At 63.0% G+C, this 17,519-nt stretch carries 15 protein-coding genes; 9 read left to right on the top strand and 6 right to left on the bottom strand.

Annotated features, from left to right (window positions below; all coding sequences use genetic code 11):
* The first annotated feature begins 227 nt into the window (after positions 1-227).
* Positions 228-428, top strand: coding sequence for a hypothetical protein (locus tag PST29_RS06805; RefSeq protein WP_016962562.1), 201 nt, complete (start codon positions 228-230; stop codon positions 426-428).
* Positions 429-803: 375 nt separating this feature from the next.
* The gene (locus tag PST29_RS06800; protein WP_060837872.1) at positions 804-2,279 is read left to right on the top strand and encodes an inorganic phosphate transporter; all 1,476 of its coding nucleotides are present in this window, start codon (positions 804-806) and stop codon (positions 2,277-2,279) included.
* Positions 2,280-2,414: 135 nt separating this feature from the next.
* Here PST29_RS06800 and ccoM read toward each other — a convergent pair whose 3' ends face one another.
* Both ccoM and PST29_RS32220 read right to left on the bottom strand, forming a co-directional pair.
* A complete protein-coding gene (ccoM, locus tag PST29_RS32580; RefSeq protein ID WP_015634423.1) occupies positions 2,415-2,531 on the bottom strand; it encodes a cytochrome c oxidase subunit CcoM in 117 nt (38 codons plus the stop codon).
* 145 nt (positions 2,532-2,676) lie between these two features.
* A complete protein-coding gene (locus tag PST29_RS32220; RefSeq protein ID WP_092320233.1) occupies positions 2,677-2,838 on the bottom strand; it encodes a hypothetical protein in 162 nt (53 codons plus the stop codon).
* Positions 2,839-3,033: 195 nt separating this feature from the next.
* Between PST29_RS32220 and PST29_RS06795 the strand changes: the two genes are divergently transcribed.
* The 3 genes from PST29_RS06795 (at position 3,034) to PST29_RS06785 (ending at position 5,715) form a co-directional block, all read left to right on the top strand.
* On the top strand, positions 3,034-3,954 hold the full coding sequence (locus PST29_RS06795; protein WP_060842663.1) for a LysR substrate-binding domain-containing protein: 921 nt from the start codon (positions 3,034-3,036) through the stop codon (positions 3,952-3,954).
* Positions 3,955-4,042: 88 nt separating this feature from the next.
* Positions 4,043-4,513: a RidA family protein gene (locus PST29_RS06790; protein WP_060842662.1), complete on the top strand. Its 471-nt coding sequence runs from the start codon at positions 4,043-4,045 to the stop codon at positions 4,511-4,513.
* A 5-nt stretch (positions 4,514-4,518) separates the two neighbouring features.
* The gene (locus PST29_RS06785; protein ID WP_060845075.1) at positions 4,519-5,715 is read left to right on the top strand and encodes an aminotransferase class V-fold PLP-dependent enzyme; all 1,197 of its coding nucleotides are present in this window, start codon (positions 4,519-4,521) and stop codon (positions 5,713-5,715) included.
* On the opposite strand, the gene PST29_RS06780 is transcribed toward PST29_RS06785, so the two are convergent.
* Positions 5,712-6,053 (bottom strand): hypothetical protein, encoded by a 342-nt coding sequence (locus PST29_RS06780; RefSeq protein ID WP_060837869.1) that lies wholly within the window; start codon positions 6,051-6,053, stop codon positions 5,712-5,714. The genes PST29_RS06785 and PST29_RS06780 overlap by 4 nt on opposite strands.
* A gap of 219 nt (positions 6,054-6,272) precedes the next feature.
* Between PST29_RS06780 and rapA the strand changes: the two genes are divergently transcribed.
* Positions 6,273-9,122, top strand: a complete 2,850-nt coding sequence (gene rapA, locus PST29_RS06775) for an RNA polymerase-associated protein RapA (protein ID WP_060842661.1) — start codon at positions 6,273-6,275, stop codon at positions 9,120-9,122.
* 90 nt (positions 9,123-9,212) lie between these two features.
* Here rapA and PST29_RS06770 read toward each other — a convergent pair whose 3' ends face one another.
* Positions 9,213-10,559 carry a spinster family MFS transporter gene (locus tag PST29_RS06770; RefSeq protein ID WP_060837867.1) on the bottom strand — a complete coding sequence of 449 codons (1,347 nt, stop codon included), beginning with the start codon at positions 10,557-10,559 and terminating at the stop codon, positions 9,213-9,215.
* Positions 10,560-10,884: 325 nt separating this feature from the next.
* Here PST29_RS06770 and PST29_RS06760 point away from each other — a divergent pair, with 325 nt between their 5' ends.
* Both PST29_RS06760 and PST29_RS06755 read left to right on the top strand, forming a co-directional pair.
* Entirely contained in the window at positions 10,885-11,253 is a 369-nt protein-coding gene (locus PST29_RS06760) for a YkgJ family cysteine cluster protein (protein ID WP_047302217.1), read from the top strand.
* Between the two features lie 142 nt (positions 11,254-11,395).
* Entirely contained in the window at positions 11,396-13,672 is a 2,277-nt protein-coding gene (locus PST29_RS06755; protein ID WP_060837865.1) for a putative bifunctional diguanylate cyclase/phosphodiesterase, read from the top strand.
* Here PST29_RS06755 and PST29_RS06750 read toward each other — a convergent pair.
* Positions 13,563-14,459 carry an NAD(P)-dependent oxidoreductase gene (locus PST29_RS06750; RefSeq protein WP_016967503.1) on the bottom strand — a complete coding sequence of 299 codons (897 nt, stop codon included), beginning with the start codon at positions 14,457-14,459 and terminating at the stop codon, positions 13,563-13,565. The genes PST29_RS06755 and PST29_RS06750 overlap by 110 nt on opposite strands.
* A gap of 197 nt (positions 14,460-14,656) precedes the next feature.
* On the opposite strand from PST29_RS06750, the gene PST29_RS06745 reads away from it, so the two are divergent.
* Positions 14,657-16,837 carry a hypothetical protein gene (locus PST29_RS06745; RefSeq protein ID WP_060837863.1) on the top strand — a complete coding sequence of 727 codons (2,181 nt, stop codon included), beginning with the start codon at positions 14,657-14,659 and terminating at the stop codon, positions 16,835-16,837.
* A 253-nt stretch (positions 16,838-17,090) separates the two neighbouring features.
* Here PST29_RS06745 and PST29_RS06740 read toward each other — a convergent pair whose 3' ends face one another.
* Positions 17,091-17,396 (bottom strand): DUF2288 domain-containing protein, encoded by a 306-nt coding sequence (locus tag PST29_RS06740; RefSeq protein ID WP_060841883.1) that lies wholly within the window; start codon positions 17,394-17,396, stop codon positions 17,091-17,093.
* Positions 17,397-17,519: the final 123 nt, after the last annotated feature.

The following is a 17,519-nucleotide window of genomic DNA, read 5'->3' as shown; positions in this document are numbered from 1 at the left end:
ACCTGCCGCAAGCGCTTGACCTCAAAGCAGATTCGGCCAATCCGCTTGCAACAAACAACACTGTTGCTACGACAGTTGTCTTCATCCGGTGACGTGGCCGCATGCAACAAAAGGCACGCTGGAACGGATCACGAATCGGCAGCCCCAAAGGCCCAATTCGGATTGTTATAGTCGCCCACAGGCAATGCGTTACGCCGGAATGGACCTTTACTCAATTAGGTAACACTGTGACGAAAGACGAACTGCGCGCGGAACTTGAGCGCCAGGAACAACGTTACAAGGAAGTTTACGGCGGCGAGATCACCCGCTATGCCGCCCAGCCCGAACCGGAACGCAAACCTTGGCGCAAACGCGCAACTATTCGCGATCAGGCTTTCACTCAAGAACTGCAAAAGATGGAAAAAGAGCTCAAGGCCGAACAGCCATAATCCTGGCGGCCTGACTTCATGGGGCTTGCTCGCTGGTCCGCACGATGATCTCGGCGGCCTGGCAGACTATTGATGCTCGCCACCCCGGGCCCTTCGCCACCTTGTCCCATCCGGACGAGAATCGGCACCCGGCAGGCCCTTTCGCTGAAATTTCATACGATCGTTTTAACCTTTGCTTCACGCCGGTCGAGCCCGCACTCATGGCGCTCAAACCCAATAAACTCAATGGGTTGCCAGGCTCGACGAGAATCGACAAAAACTCTGCTCTGGGTCAGTTTTTTCGTTGAAGAATGTTACCGGTGAGCACCTTGTGCATTGATTACCAGGGTTTTCTGGCATAATCGCGCCCCCTTATGACCGGGTCAGAAAACCTTCATGATCGATTTATTCAGCGGACTGGATGCTTGGGTGCTTGTGAGCCTCTTGCTCGCCCTGGCTTTTGTCCTCGCCTACGAGTTCATCAACGGCTTTCATGACACCGCTAATGCGGTTGCCACTGTTATCTACACCAAAGCCATGCCGCCGCACCTGGCCGTATTCTTTTCCGGTGTATTCAATTTTCTCGGTGTGCTGCTGGGCGGGGTCGGCGTGGCCTATGCCATCGTCCACCTGCTGCCGGTGGAACTGCTGATCAATGTCAACACCGGCCACGGTCTGGCCATGGTCTTCTCGCTGCTGGCGGCGGCCATCGCCTGGAACCTGGGCACCTGGTATTTCGGCATCCCGGCCTCCAGCTCCCACACCCTGATCGGCTCGATCCTCGGTGTCGGCCTGGCCAATGCCCTGCTCAACGACATCCCGCTGGGAGATGGCGTGAACTGGCAGAAAGCGATCGATATCGGCGCTTCCCTGGTGTTCTCGCCGATGGCCGGCTTCCTGATTGCCGCGCTGGTGCTGATCGGCCTGAAATGGTGGCGGCCGATCTCCAAGATGCACAAGACCCCGGAACAGCGCCGCAAGGTCGATGACAAGAAGCACCCACCGTTCTGGAACCGTCTGGTGCTGGTGATCTCGGCCATGGCCGTGAGCTTCGTCCACGGTTCCAACGACGGTCAGAAAGGCATTGGCCTGATCATGCTGGTGCTGATCGGTATCGTCCCCGCGCAGTTCGTGCTGGACCTCAACAGCACCACCTACCAGATCGAGCGGACCCGCGACGCAACCCTGCACCTGAGCCAGTTCTATGAGCGCAACCACGACTCCCTGGGCGAATTCCTGGCCCTGGGCAAGAGCGTGAAAGACGACCTGCCGGGCAAGTTCCGCTGCAATCCGCAACAAACCGAGCCGACCATCAGCGCCCTGCTGAGCAGCCTCAAGGGTGTCGCCGATTACCACTCGCTGTCGCCGGAGAGCCGCATCGAGGTGCGTCGCTACCTGCTGTGCCTGGACGACACGGCGAAGAAAGTGGGCAAACTGCCGGACCTGGCAGCCCGTGAAAAGGCTGACCTGGACAAGCTGCGCAAGGACCTGACCGCCACCACCGAGTACGCGCCGTTCTGGGTAATCCTGGCGGTGGCCCTGGCACTGGGCCTGGGCACCATGATCGGCTGGAAGCGCGTGGTACTGACCATTGGCGAGAAGATCGGCAAACAGGGCATGACCTACGCTCAGGGCATGTCGGCACAGATCACCGCCGCGGGCCTGATCGGCCTGGCGAATATCTTCAGCCTGCCGGTGTCCACCACCCACGTACTCTCCTCCGGCGTGGCCGGGACCATGGTCGCCAACAAGAGCGGCCTGCAGAGCGGCACGGTGAAGACCATCCTGCTGGCCTGGGTCCTGACCCTGCCGGCCACGGTGGCCCTGTCGGCCGGCCTGTTCTGGGCGGCGTCGAAGGTCCTGGGCACCTGATCCACCCGCCCGGGAATAAAAAAGGTGCGCCCCCAGGGACGCACCTTTTTTTATGCCGCACGCTTTTCTGCGGGCAAAAAAAAGGGCAACCGAAGTTGCCCAAAATGCCTTGCGTGCTCGTTGCTCTGGAGAGACTTAAGGTTTTTTACGCTTATTCGCGTCTTTCCAGATGAAGAATCCAAACCCTGCGAAAAACAGAACCATGAGGCCGACAGTCAGCACTCCGGCGATCACCACATTGTCGAAAAACATGACTGGCCTCCTGCTCTTGCCCTGTTGCGATGGGGCTAAGTTAACCAAAGAGGCGGCGGGGAAAATTGACCGGGGTCAATGTCGCCCATGAGTGGGCGCAAGGAAGGGGGAATAACTGACCTGTATCAACAAAAAAGCGCCCTGTTCAGCGCTTTTTCGGTTTGTTTTTCGGTTTTTTCTTGGCTTTGCCCAGCGGCATGGCCTGCTCGAATGCCTGGCGCACTTCGTTCAGGCGCTTTTCATTGAGGTCATGTACGCGCTTGGCGCGCTCGGCGGTCAGGTCGATCAGTTTGTCGTCTTGATTCATGGCTTGGCTTGCATCACTCGAAGTCAATATCGACCGCACGGTCTGGAACCCGGGGCGGCCTTGGCGAATGTGCCAATAATGCGACGCGGCGCCGCACCTGACCAGTGATCAGACCAACGCGAATGCAATAAAGTCGCTGCCGGAGAGATTTTTTATCCGCACAATGGCCGCCCCCCCACCCATAGGAAAGCGGATGTGCAAACGCCCCAGCACCTGCCCCCCCTACTGGCCCTGCGCGCCTTCGAGGCCGTGGCCCGCCACCTGAGTTTCAGCAAGGCGGCCCGGGAACTGTGTGTCAGCCAGAGCGCGATCAGCCATCAAGTGCACAAGCTCGAACAGCACCTGGGCCAGCCACTGTTTGTGCGGCGCACCCGCGCCATCGACCTGACCGCCGCTGGCGCCGCCTATTACCAGCAGATCCGGCCGGCCCTGGAGCAGATCGCCGCAGCCACCCGGGCACTGCTGGCCGCGGAGCCGCCGCGGGTGCTGCGCGTTGGCCTGCTGGCGTCCTTCGCCACCTTGTGGCTGGCCCCGCGCCTGGCGGACTTCAGCCGCCGTCACCCAGAGATCCAGCTGGAGCTGCAACCGGCAATCGACCTGGCGGATGTGGCCGGGGCCGAGGTCGACCTGGCCATTCGCTACGGCAAGGGCAACTGGCCCAAGGTCGAGGCCAGGCGCTTTCTCGCCGAACAGCTGTCGCCGGTGTGCAGCCCGGAGTTCAAGGCCCGCGCCCTGGCCAATGGCACCTTGCTGATGGCCCGCTCCCACCGGCCCTTTGAGTGGGACGACTGGAGCAGGCAGAACAGCATCGACCTCGGCTTCCACCCCAGCGTCATGCTCCACGACTACAACATCGTGGTGGAAGCGGCAGTGGCCGGCCAAGGCATCGCCATGGGCCGCCGTCAGCTGATCCGCCGCCACCTCGCCCAAGGTAGCCTGGTGGATGCCTTCGACCTGCCCTCCCTGCACAGCCCTCACATCGGCTACTGGCTGGTGACCGCCAAAGGTGCGGCCAATCCGTCGGCCGAGTGTTTTGCACACTGGTTAATGGAGCAGGGGTTAATGGAGCAGGGATTGTTGGAGCAAGGGTTGATGGAACAGGGCCGCGACACATGAGAAATTCAGATACGTCGGATTAGATCTATCCGTTTGTCGCCCCGGGAGCGAACACCGATGCTGCAAGCCTTTCATTCGAGGACTTGCCATGGGTGACTCTCTGCAACAACGCGTGCAACAACTGGGTCTTGAGCTGCCGCGTCCCGGCCAGCCGATCGCCAACTACGTCAATCATGTCAGCAGCCAGAACCTGCTGTTCATCTCCGGGCAGACGCCGTCGGCCGAGGAGCATCCGCAATTGCTTGGCCGACTCGGTGACAACCTCAGCGTCGAGCAAGGCGCCCAGGCCGCGGAACTGGCGGCCCTGGCCCTGCTGGCGCAACTGGCGGCCGCCCTGGGTGACGACCTGTCACGGCTGCAACGCATCAGTCGGCTGGGGGTGTTCATCGCCGCCAGCACCGACTTCAAGCAGCATGGCCAGGTCGCCAACGGGGCCTCCAACCTGCTGGTCAATGCCTTGGGCGACAAGGGCCGGCATGCCCGCACCTCGGTGGGCGTCGCCAGCCTGCCCGCCGGTGTCGCAGTGGAGGTCGACGGGATTTTCGAGCTCAAGCCGTGAAGCCCCTGGACCTGGAGCAGATCTCCCGGTTGCGGGCCGCCACGCCGGGGTGTGCCCGGGTCTGCCATTTCAATCATGCCGGGGCTTCATTGCCCAGCCAGGGCACCCTGGACGCCATGCTGGAGCAACTGCAACGCGAAGCGCACAACGGACCGATGGAAGCCGCCCGCCATGGCGCGCAGTGGCAGGAACAAGCGCGACAAGCCGCGGCCCGTGTGCTCAATACCAGCCCGCAAGCGATCGCCTTTGCCAGCAGTGGCTCGGCGGCCTGGAGCATGGCTTTCCACGCCCTGCCCGCCTGGCAACCGGGAGACCGGATCCTCGTGGGGCGCCAGGAATGGGCCGGCAACCTGGCCTGCATGGCCCCGGCCGTGGCGGCCGGCGCGCGACTGGAGGTGATTCCCTGCGACAGCCAGGGCGCGGTTTCAGTCGAGGCGCTGCAATCCATGCTCGACACCCAGGTGCGGCTGATCGCCCTGACCTGGCTGCCGGCCAACGGCGGGCTGATCAACCCGGCAGCGGCCATCGGCCAGCTGGCGCGCCAGTGGCGCATCCCCTATTTCATCGACGCCGCCCAGGCTGTGGGCCAGTTGCGGTGCGACGTGCAGGCGCTGGGCTGCGATGTGCTCAAGGCCGCCGGACGCAAATACCTGCGCGGCCCTCGGGGCACGGCCCTGCTCTATGTACGGCCAGGCTTCCTCGAACAGCTCAGCCCGCTGCCACGGGACGTCTTGTCGGCCCCCTGGGACGGCCAGGGCTTCGCCCTGCGCAACGATGCCCGACGCTTTGAAACCAGTGAAGTGTCGCTGGTGCTGCTGGCCGGTCTGGCCAATGCCCTGCAGGAGCTGGAGCGCATCGGCATCGATGCCATCGCCCAGCGGATCCGCATGCTGAGCGACCGCGTACGCCGGGGGCTGGAGCGTTTGCCCGGCGTGCAACTCCGGGACCTGGGCCAACCGGGGCAGCAATCGGCCTTGATCGCCTTCACCCTCGAAGGCTGGGACGGGCAGACGCTGAAGGAAGAACTGGCGCGCCGCGACATCAACATTGGCGCCAATGGCATGCACTACACACCGCTGGACATGCAGGCCCGGGGCCTCGGTGACATTGCCCGGATCGCGGTGAGTTATTTCAATACAGAAGAGGAAATCGAGCGCCTGTTGCAGGCCCTCGCGGAACTGGCGCGCGCCCATCGGCCCTAGACTTCGACATCCACCCACAGGCCCTGGCGCGGGGCGTCGTCAATCAGCGGCACCACCGGCACGGTGTTGTCGGCATTCAACTCGTCGCCGGGCACGGCCAGGTGCTGCTCGGGATCATCATCGGCCTCACGCTTGCGCCGCTGTTTTTCCTGCTGGCGCTGCTGCTCTTCGCGCAGCAGCAGGGCCGACTGCTCGGGATCGCGCTTTTGCAGGTCGATGGTGCTTTCATTGGAGCTTTGCTGCACCGGCACCACCGGCGGGATGTCCGGACGCTGGCGGACCGGATCCTGCTGGGATGTGATGGGCACGGCACTCAAGGGGAGCATCGGTGGCAGCATGTTATGGGTCTCCTGTCAGCAGGCTGTCGGCTGCGGCATGGGCGACTTGAGCCATCGGTCGCAAAACTGTGACCCAGTCGTCAGCCGATAGTGCCCTGCCAACCGACGAATGCACGCCGTACGCTACCTTTTAATCCAGGGGTTTTTATCAGAGTTCTTTGGACTGGAAGCATCGTTCCGTTAAGATAGTCGGCTTTTTCAAAGCGGGAGTCAGGCAGCATGGCGCAGCAGTATCAACCGGGGCAACGCTGGATTAGTGACAGCGAAGCCGAGCTGGGTTTAGGCACCGTTCTGGCACAGGACGGTCGCTTGCTGACCGTGCTCTATCCGGCCACTGGCGACACCCGCCAGTATGCGCTACGGAATGCGCCCCTCACTCGCGTGAGGTTCTCTCCGGGTGACAGCATCACCCATTTCGAAGGCTGGAAAATGACCGTTCAGGAAGTCGACGACGTCGATGGCCTGCTGGTCTACCACGGTCTCAACGGGCAGAACGAAGCCGTCACCCTGCCGGAAACCCAACTGTCGAACTTCATCCAGTTCCGTCTGGCCAGCGACCGTCTGTTCGCCGGGCAGATCGACCCGCTGGCCTGGTTCTCCCTGCGCTACCACACCCTGGAACACACCAGCCGCCAGCTGCAATCCTCCCTCTGGGGCCTGGGTGGCGTGCGTGCCCAACCCATCGCTCACCAGTTGCACATCGCCCGTGAAGTGGCCGACCGCATCGCGCCGCGGGTCCTGCTGGCAGACGAAGTGGGCCTGGGCAAGACCATCGAAGCCGGCCTGGTGATCCATCGCCAGCTGCTCTCGGGCCGTGCCAGCCGGGTGCTGATCCTGGTTCCGGAAAACCTCCAGCACCAGTGGCTGGTGGAAATGCGCCGCCGTTTCAACCTGCAAGTGGCGCTGTTCGATGAAGAGCGCTTTATCGAAAGCGACGCCAGCAACCCGTTCGAGGACACCCAACTGGCCCTGGTGGCCCTGGAGTGGCTGGTGGACGACGAGAAGGCCCAGGACGCGCTGTTCGCCGCCGGTTGGGACCTGATGGTGGTGGACGAAGCCCACCACCTGGTCTGGCACGAAGACCAGATCAGCCCGGAATACGCCCTGGTTGAACAGCTGGCCGAAACCATCCCCGGCGTGCTGCTGCTGACCGCGACCCCGGAGCAACTGGGCCAGGACAGCCACTTCGCCCGTTTGCGCCTGCTGGACCCGAACCGTTTCCACGACCTCGCGGCCTTCCGTGCCGAGAGCGAAAACTACCGCCCGGTGGCCGAAGCCGTGCAAGAGCTGCTGGACAAGGGCCGCCTGTCCGCCGAAGCGCACCAGACCATCCACGGCTTCCTCGGCAACGAAGGCGAAGCCCTGCTGGCCGCGGTCAACGACGGCGACAGCGAAGCCAGTGCGCGCCTGGTGCGCGAACTGCTGGACCGCCACGGCACCGGCCGCGTGCTGTTCCGCAACACCCGCGCCGCGGTGCAGGGGTTCCCGGAGCGCAAGCTGCATGCCTACCCGCTGCCATGCCCGGACGAATACCTGGAACTGCCCCTGGGCGAACACGCCGAGCTGTACCCGGAAGTCAGCTTCCAGGCGCAGCCCGAGGCCGGCGACGAAGAACAGCGCTGGTGGAAATTCGACCCACGGATCGAGTGGCTGATCGACCAGCTGAAGATGCTCAAGCGCACCAAGGTCCTGGTGATCTGCGCCCACGCCGAAACCGCCATGGACCTGGAAGACGCCCTGCGCGTGCGCTCCGGCATTCCGGCCACGGTGTTCCATGAAGGCATGAACATCCTCGAACGCGACCGGGCTGCCGCCTACTTCGCCGACGAAGAGTTCGGCGCCCAGGTGCTGATCTGCTCGGAAATCGGCAGTGAAGGCCGCAACTTCCAGTTCGCCCACCACCTGGTGCTGTTCGATCTGCCGTCGCACCCGGACCTCCTGGAGCAGCGGATCGGCCGCCTGGACCGGATCGGCCAGAAACACGTGATCGAACTGCACGTGCCGTACCTGGAAACCAGCCCGCAAGAACGGCTGTTCCAGTGGTACCACGAAGCCCTGAACGCCTTCCTCAACACCTGCCCGACCGGCAACGCCCTGCAGCATCAGTTCGGCCCACGCCTGCTGCCGCTGCTGGAAAACGCCGACGATGGCGAGTGGCAAGCGCTGATCGACGAAGCCCGCAGCGAACGCGAACGCCTGGAAGCCGAGCTGCACACCGGCCGCGACCGCCTGCTGGAGCTCAACTCCGGCGGTGCCGGCGAAGGCGAAGCGCTGGTGGAGGCGATTCTTGAACAGGACGACCAGTTCGCCCTGCCGATCTACATGGAAACCCTGTTCGACGCCTTCGGTATCGACAGCGAAGACCACTCGGAAAACGCCCTGATCCTCAAGCCCAGCGAGAAGATGCTCGACGCCAGCTTCCCCCTGGGCGACGACGAAGGCGTGACCATCACTTACGACCGCAACCAGGCGCTGTCCCGCGAGGACATGCAGTTCATCACCTGGGAACACCCGATGGTGCAAGGCGGCATGGACCTGGTGCTGTCCGGCTCCATGGGCAACACCGCCGTGGCGCTGATCAAGAACAAGGCGCTCAAACCCGGCACCGTGCTGCTTGAGCTGCTGTATGTCAGTGAAGTGGTCGCTCCACGCTCGTTGCAACTGGGTCGCTACCTGCCGCCGGCCGCCCTGCGCTGCCTGCTGGATGCCAACGGCAACGACCTGTCGCCACGGGTGGCTTTCGAAACCCTCAACGACCAGTTGGAAAGCGTGCCCAAGGCTAGCGCCAACAAGTTCATCCAGGCCCAGCGCGACCAGCTGGCGCCGAAGATCAACGCCGGTGAGGCCAAGGTCGCGCCACGCCACGCCGAGCGTGTGGCTGAAGCGAAACGTCGCCTGGCAGCCGATACCGATGAAGAACTGGCGCGCCTGACCGCCTTGCAAGCGGTCAACCCGACGGTGCGTGACAGCGAGCTGGTCGCCCTGCGCAAGCAACGGGAACAGGGCCTGGCGATGCTGGATAAAGCCGCTCTGCGCCTGGAAGCGATCCGGGTGCTGGTGGCGGGCTGATTGCCTGGTTCCATCCGCTGAACAAAAGGCCCGCATCATGCGGGCCTTTTTTTTGCCTGCCCGCTCCTGCGGATGGGGCGGCACCCAGGCTCAGACCGCCAGCGCCGGCGCCCCAGGCGCGGCCAGCGCCAAGCCGTCCTTCATGCGCTGGGAGTCACCGACAAAGCAGCGGGCGGCCTGAAACAGAAACAGCAGGGTCAGGAACAGCGCCACCGGAATCAGGTACATGGCGTCGTGCAGGCCGATGGCCTTGAACTCCTCGGTCATCAGCTGCGCGCCGGCGGCGTACATCGCCGAGTGGGCGAAATGGTCCGACAGCGCACCGACCACCACCGGCCCCAGGCCACCACCGAGCAAGTACAGGCCGGCGAAGAACAGGGCCATGGCGGTGGCCCGCAAGCGCGGCTCGACCACATCCTGCAGGGCGGTGTAGACGCAGGTGTAGAAGTTGTAGGCAAACAGCCAGCCGACACTGAAGACCGCGACAAACACCCCGATCTCGACTCGCCCGGCATGCAGCGCCCAGCCGGTGGCCAGGGTCGAAATGATCAGGCTGCAGGCGGCGAACAGCAGGCGACCGTTGGCGATCCGCTGATGGATCTTGTCGGCGAACCAGCCGCCCAGGGTCAGCCCCACCAACCCGGTGACACCGACGATCAGCCCGGTGGCCATCGCCGCCTCCTGCAAGGGCATGAGGAAGTAACGCTGGAGCATCGGCACCAGGAACGAGTTGCAGGCGTAGGTGGCGAAGTTGAAGGTCAGCCCGGCCAGGGTCAGCCAGAGAAAGGTCGGTATCGCCAGCACCCGGCGGATCGGTCGGTCGATAGGCACTTGCGCCACCTTCACCGTTTCCGCGGCGCCGCGCTTGGGCTCCTTGATGAAGAACATGAACACCGCCAGCACCAGCCCCGGCACCGCGGCAATGAAGAACGGCGCCCGCCAGCTGTCGAAGGCCTTGACCATGGCGCCGATGGTGAAGAATGCCAGCACCAGCCCCAGGGGCAGGCCGAGCATGAAGATGCCCATGGCCCGGGCCCGACGATGGGCCGGAAACAGGTCGCCAATCAGCGAGTTGGCCGCCGGCGCATAGCTGGCTTCGCCGATGCCGACCCCCATGCGCACCAGCAAGAAGCTCCAGAAACTGCCGACCATGCCGTTCACTGCGGTCAGCCCGCTCCACACCGCCAGCCCCCAGCCCATCAGCTTGCTGCGCGAGCCGGTATCGGCCAGGCGCCCCAGGGGCAGGCCGGCGATGGCGTAGACGATGGTGAAGGCGGTGCCGATGATCCCCAGCTGAAAATCGCTCAAGTGCCATTCCATGCGGATCGGCTCGATGATGATGGCGGGGATGGTGCGATCGAAGAAGTTGAACAGGTTTGCCAAAAACAACAGGAACAGAATGCGCCAGGCATTTGCCGCTTGAGTCGAGTTATCCATGGGTCGATCTCTTTATTGTTATTCGGCCAGACGCAAACGAGCCTGGAAGCTGCAATCTAGTCAGGCCCGGTGCCGCTGTCTGTGATTATTCGCCAGCCTGATATCGACCCATCGCAGCCCGGCGTCCGGGCCCGGCCTCAAGGCGCCGACCCCGGCATCGGCCAATCCGCCACAGCCCCCGCTACCCGGGCGTTTCCCAGTCTTTTCAAGGGCTTGGCCGAGGTTGAAAAAATACCTCGCGCCCCCCCTTCCCATGGCCAATGGGAAGCCTAGAATAGCCGCCTGCCTGCCCCCTTTACCCTTCCCTTTCCCTTTGAATACGCCCATGTCCGAAGCCAGTCCGTGTCTGAATTGCGGTGCCTGCTGTTCATACTTTCGTGTGTCTTTTTTCTGGGGCGAATGCGCCTCATCCGGTGGTACGGTCCCCGACGATCTGGTGCAGAGCATCAATCCCACGCGGGTGGCCATGCTCGGTACCGACTGCAAGTCGCCACGCTGCATCGCCCTTGAAGGCGAGGTCGGCCAGCGCGTGAGCTGCTCGATTTATGAACAACGCTCCAGCCCGTGCCGGGAGTTCGAAGCGTCCTGGGCCGACGGCCAGCACAACAGCGATTGCGACGCCGCCCGCGCGGCCTTCGGCCTCGCGCCACTGGACCCCATCGACCACGAACCCTGGTTCGAGAAAAGCGCTTAGCACCATTGGCGATAGCGCCCATAAGCAAATCATTGGCACCAAAATGCCACCTCCCATTGCAGCCAGCGGGTGCCTTCTATACTCCAAGCACTCGTTGGCGCGCGGCTCCGCCGACATCCTATGACTCAGAGATGGGCATGCTATGGACTGGCTGGGTCTGCATTTCATCAGCGAGCTTCCTGACAGTGGGCAGGTAGTCCTGCACGGCACTCACAACCCGGTCCTGGTGCTGCTGGCCTACCTGGTAGCCTGTGCCGCCAGCTTCGCGACCCTGGACATGGCCGAGCGCATCAGTCACGTGGAGCAACCGTCCAGCCAACGCCTGTGGCGCTGTGTCGGCGCCTGCTGCCTGGCCGGGGGTATCTGGACCATGCACTTCATCGCCATGCTGGCGTTCGAAGCACCGCTGAAGATCCACTACGCCCTGCCACCGACCCTGCTGTCCCTGCTCATCGCCCTGATTGCCGCCTGGCTGGCGATGAACACCTTGAGCCACAAGCAATTGCCGTTGTGGCGCTGCGTCATTGCCGCGATATGGATCGGCCTGGGCATCAGCGGCATGCACTACGTCGGCGTCTCGGCCATGCGCTCCAGCGCCGGCCTGTATTACCAGCCGCTGCTCATGGGTCTGTCGCTGCTGCTGGCGATCGCTTGCAGCCTGGCGGCGCTGCTGCTGTCCCGACACCTGCGCGATGGCAGCGGGATGTTCCATCAACTGCTCAAGTACGCCAGCAGCCTGTTGCTGGGCGGCGGCATCGTGCTGATGCACTTCACCGGCATGTGGTCCATGACCCTGGTCTTGCCCGCCGGCAGCGCGGTCGTCCCGGCCATTCCCAACGAGCACCTGCAACTGGGCCTGACCCTCAGCGTGATCATCCTGCTGATCATCGGCAGCGGCCTCAGCGCAGCCCTGGCGGACAAGAAACTGCAGCACAAGGAACGCGACCTGCACCGGGTCAACGCCTTGCTCTCGCAACTGGACCAGGCCCGGATGTCACTGCAGCAGGTGGCCCACTACGACGCCCTGACCAACCTGATCAACCGCCGCGGCTTCAACCAGCTGTTTGCGGAAAAGCTCATGGAGAAGACCCGCTACGGCGGCATGCTGGCGGTGATGTTCCTCGACATCGACCATTTCAAGCGCATCAACGACAGCCTGGGCCACGACGCCGGCGACGAGTTGCTCAAGGTCATCGCCGGGCATATCAAGAGCTCCACCCGCAGCCATGAAGACGTGGTGGCCCGCCTCGGCGGCGACGAGTTCTGCATTCTCATCACTCTCCACGAGCGCGATGAGGCGCGGCACATGGCCCAGCGCATCATGCACAAGATGAAGGAGCCGATCGAACTCGGCGGCCGGCGCATGGTGATGACCACCAGTATCGGCATCAGCGTCTTCCCCGATGACGGCAAGACCTGCGAGGAGCTGCTGAAAAACGCCGACCTGGCGCTGTATCAATCCAAGGACTCCGGGCGCAATACCCTGCACTTCTTCAACACCAGCCTCAAGACCCGGGCCACCCTGGAGCTGCAGCTGGAAGAGGAACTGCGCAACGCCCTGCGCGACGATCAAGGGCTGCTGCTGCACTACCAGCCGATCTACGACCTCAAGCGCGCCAGGGTCACCAAGCTCGAAGCCCTGATCCGCTGGCAACACCCGCAACACGGGCTGCTGACCCCGGATCGTTTTATCAACATCGCCGAAGCCAACGGCATGATCGCCGAACTGGACAACTGGGTACTGCGCAAGGCCTGCCAGGACCTGGGCCAGCTCTCGCAACAGGGGCGCGGCGAGCTGAAGATCGCGGTCAACTGCTCGGCCCTGAACCTGACGCGCGAGGCCCTGGCCACGGAGATCGAAAGCGCCCTGCGCGATGCCCGGGTGGCGCCGCAGCGCCTGGAGCTGGAGGTCACGGAGAACGCCCTGATGGGCAACATCGCCAGCACCCTGGCGCTGCTCCAGCAGATCCGCAGGCTGGGGGTGTCGCTGTCGATCGACGACTTCGGCACGGGCTATTCGTCCCTGGCCTACCTCAAGCGCCTGCCGCTCAACACCCTGAAGATCGATCGCTCGTTCATTCAGGACATCCCCCATTCAACCCAGGACATGGAGATCGTGCAGGCGATCATCGTCATGGCCCACACCCTGCACCTGCAGGTGGTCACCGAGGGGGTGGAAACCCTGGAGCAACAGCGCTTCCTGGAACGCTACGGCTGCGACTACCTGCAGGGCTACCTGCTCAGCCGCCCGGTGCCGCTGCAGGATCTGCACCGGGTGCTGGATGAACTGGACCAGCGCCAGGAGCGGCTCAATCCAGCCCTGTCGGATCCCGGTACAGGCGGATCAGGGTCGCCGGATCCTGCTCCAGGTAGCCCTGCGCTCCATGCAGGCGCATCAACTGTGCAGCTAATCCGCTGATCGGGGTCGCCGAGCCCTGCTCCCGGGACAATTTCACCGCGCCGTCCAGGTCCTTGAGCAGGGTCCGCACATGCCACTTCACCGGTTCGAAGCGGCTCTCGGCCATTTGCGGAGCGAGAATCTGCAAGGGTTTCGAATCGGCAAAGCCGCCGGCCAGGGCCTCGGCGATCAGTTTGGCGTCCACCCCCGAACGCTCCGCCAGGGCCACCACTTCGGCAATCACCAGGGCGTTGCAGGCGACGATCATCTGGTTGCAGGCCTTGGTCACCTGACCGGCGCCCACCGCGCCCATATGGGTGACCCGCTGCCCCAGGGTCAGCAGCACCGGGCGCACCCGTTCGATGTCCGCCGCCTCGCCGCCGACCATGATCGCCAGGCTGCCGGACTCGGCGCCGGGGGTGCCGCCGGAAACCGGGGCGTCGACCCAGGTCATGCCGGTGTCGCGAGCCAGCGCCGCGGCCATGTCCCGGGTGGCGCTGGGCTCCAGGCTGGACAGGTCCAGCAGCAGTTGCCCGGCCCGGGCGCCCTGGGCAACGCCATCAACGCCAAACACTACTTCGCGCACCACGTCGGTATTGGCCAGGCACAACAGCACCAGATCGGCGTGTTCGCACAGCTGCGCCGGTGTGGCCACTTGTCGCGCCCCGGCGGCCACCAGGGGCGCGCATTTCTGCGGATTGCGGTTCCACACCGTCAGCTCATAGCCCGCAGCCAGCAGCCGGCGGCACATGGGCAGCCCCATCAGGCCGATCCCGGCAAACCCGAGTGAAGGTAACGCTGACATCATATTGCCCCCATTTGATTAAAGATCATCGAATACTGGCCGATTCATCATGATTCAGGAAAGGATTCCCCCGAGCGACGCTCAGTAAATACCCTGACGCCTTGGGCAAAATTCGCGCTCCACGCAGCGACGAGGTCCCATTCCGTGATGGTTCGCTGACACCTCGTCTCGAGCCAACCAGACCAGGCATATGGCGCACAATGACTTCTAAAAACAATCCTGCCAACGCAGTCTCCGAGATGACGCTGACCTCCCCCACATCAAGCCACTCAGATACGAAGCCATTGTCCAGTTCACGCCCCCTGTCGACCCAGCAGTACCTGTACTTCACCGAAACCAACACCGACCGTATCCTCGACAACCTCGACGGCCTGCGCGATTCGGTGTTTCCGCGTCCACCGCACCTGGAAGACGAGCAGGAAAACCGCCGCGACCAGGAATTCCCCTCGGTGTGCCTGATCGGCCTGGGCCGCTGCGGCTCCAACATCGCCCTGGATGTGGCGGAGCTGGTGTACAACGCCCGCAAGTTCTACCTCAACGAATTCAATAACGAAGACAAGGTCTACGAAGGCGGCTACAGCCCCGCGCAGTGGATCCGCCAGAACCTGCGCCTGGGCCAGAGCAAGGCCAGCAAGCCGGTGTTCCTGGTGGAACCGCTGGTGATGCTCGGCGACCTGGACAAGGACATCGCCGGGCGCATCCGCTTCTCGCGCAAGGGCGAAAAGAGCGGCTTCATCCGCGACTACAGCAAGATGAAGATCATGGACCTCTCGGAAGTCCACGCCGGCGGCGCCGGTAACGCGCCGATCCTCGGCCAGTACCTGGCCAAGATCATCCTCAACAAGGACACCCAGCGTTTCTCCAGCCCCGACTGGAAAATGATCCACTCGTACCTGATCGACTCCTGCGGGATCAAGGCCAACCAGTCGCGCCTGTACTTCTCGATCTTCAGTGCCGGCGGCGGTACCGGTTCGGGCATGGCTTCGGAGTTCGGCCTGGCCCAGCAGTACTCGTACATGAACAAGACCTTCGACACCAAGCCGATGGACGAGCACGACAGCAAGAGCGGCCACTCCTTCGTCTTCGAGCCGATCTTCACCAGTGGCATCTGCGTGCTGCCGAACATCTCGGACCATCGCAGCGAAATGTCCGAGGCGCTGCATATCAATGCCGGCCGCCTGCTGTGCAAATACCTTTCGGAAGAGTGGGACTTCTCCTACAACTTCGACAACGAAGACAGCAGCGAAGCCAGTGTGATGGGGCGGATCCGCCCGTGGAACGCGATGATGCTGATCTCCAACGACATCATGCGTTACGCCGAAGAAAGCGATGACGGCAACATCCAGAACATCGACGTCAACGCCATGGAGAAGCACGCCAACCAATACATCTCCCAGCAGATCTTCAACATCCTCACCGCCCAGGCGGTGACCACCGACTACGACCAGAACTACTTCCGGCGCGCCGGCATCGACATCGGCGAGACCATCCGCCTGGACGCCAACGACCTGTTCATGAGCCTGGCCGGCCCGGTGGCGATCGCCTATGCCGAATCCGTGGTGCCGGAGCAGCCGGTGCCCACCGGCGACAAGTTCAAGGTGTTCGAGAAAGAGCCGCAGCGCCTGAACATCGACGACCTGTTCTTCCGCTCCATCGACCTGCCGCACTTCAACAAGGTGACCCAGGCCATCGAGGGCATCAGCCTGCTGCCGATCGAGTCCAAGCGCTACCGCGCGGCCCTGGAGCAGTACAAGGCGTCGGGTTATGACGCGGCGGCGCTGCACGACCTGCACTTCTTCAAGAACTGCTCGTCGGTGGTGTCGATCGTCTCCCTGCCCAAGGACTACAAGCTGTCCTACATGGACCTGAACCGGCTCAAGACCCACCTCAACAGCCTGTTCCCCAACACCACCCTCAAGCGTTATGCACTGGTGATCGGCGCTTCGGCCAACCTGTCGCTGACCACCCTGATCGCCAAGAGCCCGTGCCTGTCGGACGACTTCCTGACCCTGATCGTGGCCTTTATCAAGCGTTGCTTCGCGCGCAACCCGTACCGCTTCGACGACACCCTGGACAACTCGGTGCTGGATTTCATCGTCAGCGAGCAATTCGACGAAGACCGCATCGACGATCTGCTCAACGAATTCGAGAACCCGGCGAAGATCCTCGATACCAACTGGTACGCGATCAAGCCGATGTACGAGAAGAAGTACCGCGAGCTGATCAACGACAAGGACAAGTTCGTCTCGATCAACGACATCCGCCTGTCTCGGGATTGCGTGAAGAAGGCCATCAAGTACCTGCGGGAAATCTACCGTCACCGCATCGGCAAGACCCGGGTCATCTCCCTCAACAGCCACACGGGCAAGACCGCCTACTGACCGGGCTGCACCGACAAGCCGGCTCCTGCGCCCTGCAGGAGCCGGCTTGTCGGCGAATGGGTCATTGGCTCACACCACGAAACAATTAAGCAGCTCGTCGGATGGGCTTGAAACTGTGCCCCTTCCGTGAACGTCACCCTGGCTGAAAGCCTTGTGGGGCCTTTCTCCACGGCAAGGTGCCATCACGAAATTCACGGTTACTCGGCTACACACTTTTGTCCGACAAAACGTCGCACCAAATCGGCGCACGCCGTCAGCGCGCTGCTCTTTCCTGGGTCAGAATCCACGGCGAAACCACCACCGCCCACAGCTGCGGATCACGTTCCAACAGATCGGACGCCCGCGTCGCAGACAGCTTTTCAACCTTCCCTTCGGCCAGCCAGGCCGCGACTTTTTGCGCCTCGTTCTGCGCCACCGCCTGGGCCGCCTCGATCAGATCCAGCTCGGCGTCGACCCACAATAGGGCACCCTTGGCGAAGAACGGCTCCAGTTCCTTCCAGCTGATAGATGCGGTCTCACCAAGCAGCTTGGCATAGAGGGTGCTAGGTTCTTGAGTCATGGGACTGTCCAGAAATGAAATCGGCGCAATCATAACGTCGGTGCTCTGGCAGAAAAACCCAGAAGCAAATGCGTCACCGATCGAGAAGCTCAGAAGCGCCAGGGACTGACGCCAAACCGGGCG

The organism is Pseudomonas sp. St29, assembly GCF_001547915.1.
Lineage (GTDB): Bacteria > Pseudomonadota > Gammaproteobacteria > Pseudomonadales > Pseudomonadaceae > Aquipseudomonas.
Note: the sequence above shows the minus strand (reverse complement) of the source record. Positions and strands in the feature narration are given on the sequence as shown.

Bases quoted from the DNA above. Each gene is read 5' to 3' on its own strand.
- PST29_RS06780 (WP_060837869.1), bottom strand. From the start codon at position 6,053: ATGCTGCCACCGATGCTCCCCTTGAGTGCCGTGCCCATCACATCCCAG.
- PST29_RS06740 (WP_060841883.1), bottom strand. From the start codon at position 17,396: ATGACTCAAGAACCTAGCACCCTCTATGCCAAGCTGCTTGGTGAGACC.
- PST29_RS32220 (WP_092320233.1), bottom strand. From the start codon at position 2,838: ATGAATCAAGACGACAAACTGATCGACCTGACCGCCGAGCGCGCCAAG.
- PST29_RS06745 (WP_060837863.1), top strand. From the start codon at position 14,657: ATGACTTCTAAAAACAATCCTGCCAACGCAGTCTCCGAGATGACGCTG.
- PST29_RS06755 (WP_060837865.1), top strand. From the start codon at position 11,396: ATGGACTGGCTGGGTCTGCATTTCATCAGCGAGCTTCCTGACAGTGGG.
- PST29_RS06770 (WP_060837867.1), bottom strand. From the start codon at position 10,559: ATGGATAACTCGACTCAAGCGGCAAATGCCTGGCGCATTCTGTTCCTG.
- PST29_RS06760 (WP_047302217.1), top strand. From the start codon at position 10,885: ATGTCCGAAGCCAGTCCGTGTCTGAATTGCGGTGCCTGCTGTTCATAC.
- PST29_RS06800 (WP_060837872.1), top strand. From the start codon at position 804: ATGATCGATTTATTCAGCGGACTGGATGCTTGGGTGCTTGTGAGCCTC.
- ccoM (WP_015634423.1), bottom strand. From the start codon at position 2,531: ATGTTTTTCGACAATGTGGTGATCGCCGGAGTGCTGACTGTCGGCCTC.
- PST29_RS06750 (WP_016967503.1), bottom strand. From the start codon at position 14,459: ATGATGTCAGCGTTACCTTCACTCGGGTTTGCCGGGATCGGCCTGATG.
- PST29_RS06790 (WP_060842662.1), top strand. From the start codon at position 4,043: ATGGGTGACTCTCTGCAACAACGCGTGCAACAACTGGGTCTTGAGCTG.
- rapA (WP_060842661.1), top strand. From the start codon at position 6,273: ATGGCGCAGCAGTATCAACCGGGGCAACGCTGGATTAGTGACAGCGAA.